The sequence below is a fragment of the Aeromicrobium sp. PFPM2_SD2 genome (assembly GCF_057364525.1).
Window position 1 is genome coordinate 1 of sequence record NZ_JBNFNZ010000322.1, and the last position, 2904, is coordinate 2904.

4 protein-coding genes and 1 pseudogene are annotated in these 2904 nt (G+C 74.0%); all 5 read right to left on the minus strand.

Annotation, left to right across the window (positions count from 1 at the left end; all coding sequences use genetic code 11):
- Nucleotides 1–318 (minus strand): cysteine hydrolase family protein (locus tag AC2W7G_RS12875; RefSeq protein ID WP_485868794.1); only part of this gene is annotated, 318 nt, incomplete at its 3' end.
- Nucleotides 315–1766 carry a purine-cytosine permease family protein gene (locus AC2W7G_RS12880; RefSeq protein ID WP_485868792.1) on the minus strand — a complete coding sequence of 484 codons (1452 nt, stop codon included), beginning with the start codon at nucleotides 1764–1766 and terminating at the stop codon, nucleotides 315–317. The genes AC2W7G_RS12875 and AC2W7G_RS12880, both read right to left, overlap by 4 nt.
- On the minus strand, nucleotides 1763–2014 hold the full coding sequence (locus AC2W7G_RS12885) for a PfkB family carbohydrate kinase (RefSeq protein ID WP_485868795.1): 252 nt from the start codon (nucleotides 2012–2014) through the stop codon (nucleotides 1763–1765). Before AC2W7G_RS12885 ends, AC2W7G_RS12880 begins: the two co-directional genes overlap by 4 nt.
- A 71-nt stretch (nucleotides 2015–2085) precedes the next feature.
- A pseudogene (locus tag AC2W7G_RS12890) lies at nucleotides 2086–2715 on the minus strand (PfkB family carbohydrate kinase); the annotation flags it as partial.
- Nucleotides 2712–2904: ADP-ribosylglycohydrolase family protein (locus AC2W7G_RS12895; protein ID WP_485868793.1), on the minus strand; the 193-nt coding region annotated here is incomplete at its 5' end. The gene AC2W7G_RS12895 and the pseudogene AC2W7G_RS12890, both read right to left, overlap by 4 nt.

Sequence of the window (2904 nt, forward strand, 5' to 3'; positions counted from 1 at the left end):
GGCGCCCCACTTGCCGAACGTCGGCGCGTCCACCACCGGGACGCCGGCCGCGGGCGCCAGGGCGTCCACGACGTCCCACAGCGGCGTCGCGGACGGCTCGAGCGCGAACGGCCAGTCGCGGTAGTAGTCGACCCACGCGCCCTGCGGCTCGGCCGGCGCCACGAACCGGGTCATCACGACGCGGCCGTCGTACGCGTCCACCAGCGCCCGGACGTTCGGGACGATCGCGTCGAAGTCGGCGCCCATCCCCCACGGGCTGGCCTGCGCGTCGGCGAAGACGCGCTGCATGTCGACGACGACCAGCCAGGGCTCGCTCACGCGACCAGCTCCTCCTGGCGGCGGACGGCGCGACGCTCGAGCAGCACGTAGCCCAGGAAGCCGATCAGCAGCGCCACGACGACGCCGACGCTCGCGAACGCCCAGTCGCCCTTCTTGCCACCGATCAGGCCCATGAAGTAGCCCTGCCAGTCCAGCCAGCCCGCGGCGGTGTTCGTGACCAGGCCCCAGCCGACCACCGTGCCGATCACCAGCGTCAGCAGGGCGCCGGGGCGGAAGGCGCCGTAGCGTCCGGCCGGGTCGAACAGCGACGCGTCGTCGTAGTCGCGCCGGCGCAGCGCGATGTCGGCGAGCATGATGCCGGCCCACGCCGCGATCGGGACGCCGAGCGTGATGAGGAAGCCCTGGAACTGCGTGAAGAAGTTGCCCTCGGCGATGAACAGCACGAACACCGAGCCGACCAGCATGATGACGCCGTCGATCGCGGCCGCGACCGGACGCGCGACGGGCAGACCGAGGCTGAGCAGCGACAGGCCGGACGAGTAGATGTCGAGCAGCGCGCCGGCGACCAGGCCCAGCACGGCGACGACGGCGAACGGCACCAGGAACCAGGTGGGCAGCAGCGTCGCCAGCGCGCCGATCGGGTCGCCGCCGATGGCCTGGTTCAGCGCGTCGTCGGAGCCGGCGAGCAGGACGCCGAAGACGATCAGCACGAGCGGCGCCAGCGACAGGCCGGTGGCGGTCCAGCCGGCCACGCCCGCGCTCGAGGACGTCCGCGGCAGGTAGCGCGAGTAGTCCGCGGCGGCGTTGACCCAGCCCAGGCCGGTCGCGGTCATCATGAGGATCACCACGCCGACGAAGGCGGTCAGGTCGCCACCGGGCAGCGCCGTCACGGCGTCCATGTCGACGTGGTCGATCACGAGCACCACGTAGATGACGGTGAGGATGATGCCCGCGTAGGTGATGAACGTCTGGATGCGCATGACGGCGTCGTAGCCCAGCACGCCGCCGGCGAAGATCAGCGCCACCACGACCGCCAGCGCGAGCGCCAGGGTCGCGTCGCCGCCGCCCCAGTCGAGCTCGCGGAAGACGGTGGCGGTGGCCAGCGCCGCCAGCGACGTCAGGACGATCTCCCAGCCGACGCTGAGCAGCCACGAGACGGCGGCGGGCAGCTTGTTGCCGGTGACGCCGAAGGCCGCCCGCGACAGGACGAGCGTCGGCGCCGAGCCGCGCTTGCCGGCGATCGCGATGAGTCCGGCGATCACGCCCGACACGATGACGCCGACGACCGTCGCCAGCACCGCCTGCCACCAGCTCACCCCGTAGCCGAGCGCGAACGAGCCGTAGCTGATCCCCAGCACCGAGATCGACGCGGCGGTCCAGGGCCAGAACAGGTCGCGGGGCGTGCCCTTGCGCTCGTCCTCGGCGATGACGTTGGTGCCGTTGAGCTCGACACGAGTCGGCTCGAGCGGCTGCTCGGGGTGGGTCATGGGTTCTCCTCCGGGGAAGGCTGCGCCTCATCTTGGCCTGTCGCGAGCGCCGCGTCGATGACCGACGCCCGCGGGGACGTCGCCGGGCCGCGGCGGGTGACGGCGAGGGCCGCGGCGACGTTGGCCCGGTGCACGGCGTCGTCGAGGCCGAGGCCCCGCCCGAGCGCGGCCATGGTGACGCCGGTGTGCGCGTCACCGGCGCCGGTCGTGTCGACCGCGTCCACACGGTGCGCCGGGTGGTGGCGCAGGCCGGACGCGTCCGGACGTGGGTGCCGGCGGCACCGTCACGCAGCACCACCGCTCCCCCGTCGGCGATCCGGCCCAGCAGCGACGCGGACGCCTCGGCAGGGTCGTCGCGGCCGGTCAGCACGTGCGCCTCGCGCGCGTTGAGCGACAGCAGGTCCGTCCGGCGCAGGACGCGGTCGAGCAGATCGGCGTCGAGGTCGGCCACGAGGGACGCGGGGTCGAGCACGAGTCGCACGGACGCCGGCAATGCCTCGACCCAGCCGACGAGCGAGGCGCTGCTCGGCACGGCGAGCGTGTAGCCGGACAGGTACACCAGGTCGTCCGGCCGCGGCTCGACCGCCGCGAGCCGCTCGGCGTCCAGGCGGGTCTCCGCGCCGAAGGACGTCACGAACGTCCGCTCCCCCGTGGCGTCGACGAGCACGACGCAGTAGCCGCTGTCCTGGTCCGGGAGCGGGTCGAGCGCGGCCACGATGCCCTCCTCGGCGAGACCCGCGGCCACGACGTCGCCGAACGGGCCGGTGCCGCGCAGGCCGGCCCACAGGACGTCCATGCCGTCGCGGGCGGCCGCGGTCAGCACGTTGAAGCCGCCGCCGGCCGTGATGGTGGACGTCGTCGCCAGCACATCGCCGCCGTGCTCGGGCAGGCGCGGCACGTCCAGCACGACGTCGGCGATGACCGCGCCGACGTGCACGAGCCGCGTCATGCCCGGTCCCGCAGGGCGAGCAGGTCCCGGGCGACCGCAGGCAGGTCGAGGCCGTTCACCTCGGCCACCAGGGCGACGGCGTCCTCGGGCCACGCGCCGACGCCGTGCACCGAGCCGAGGACGGCGCCGAGGATCGCGGCGATGGTGTCGGTGTCGCCGCCGACGGAGGCGGCCAGGCAGAGCGCGGCC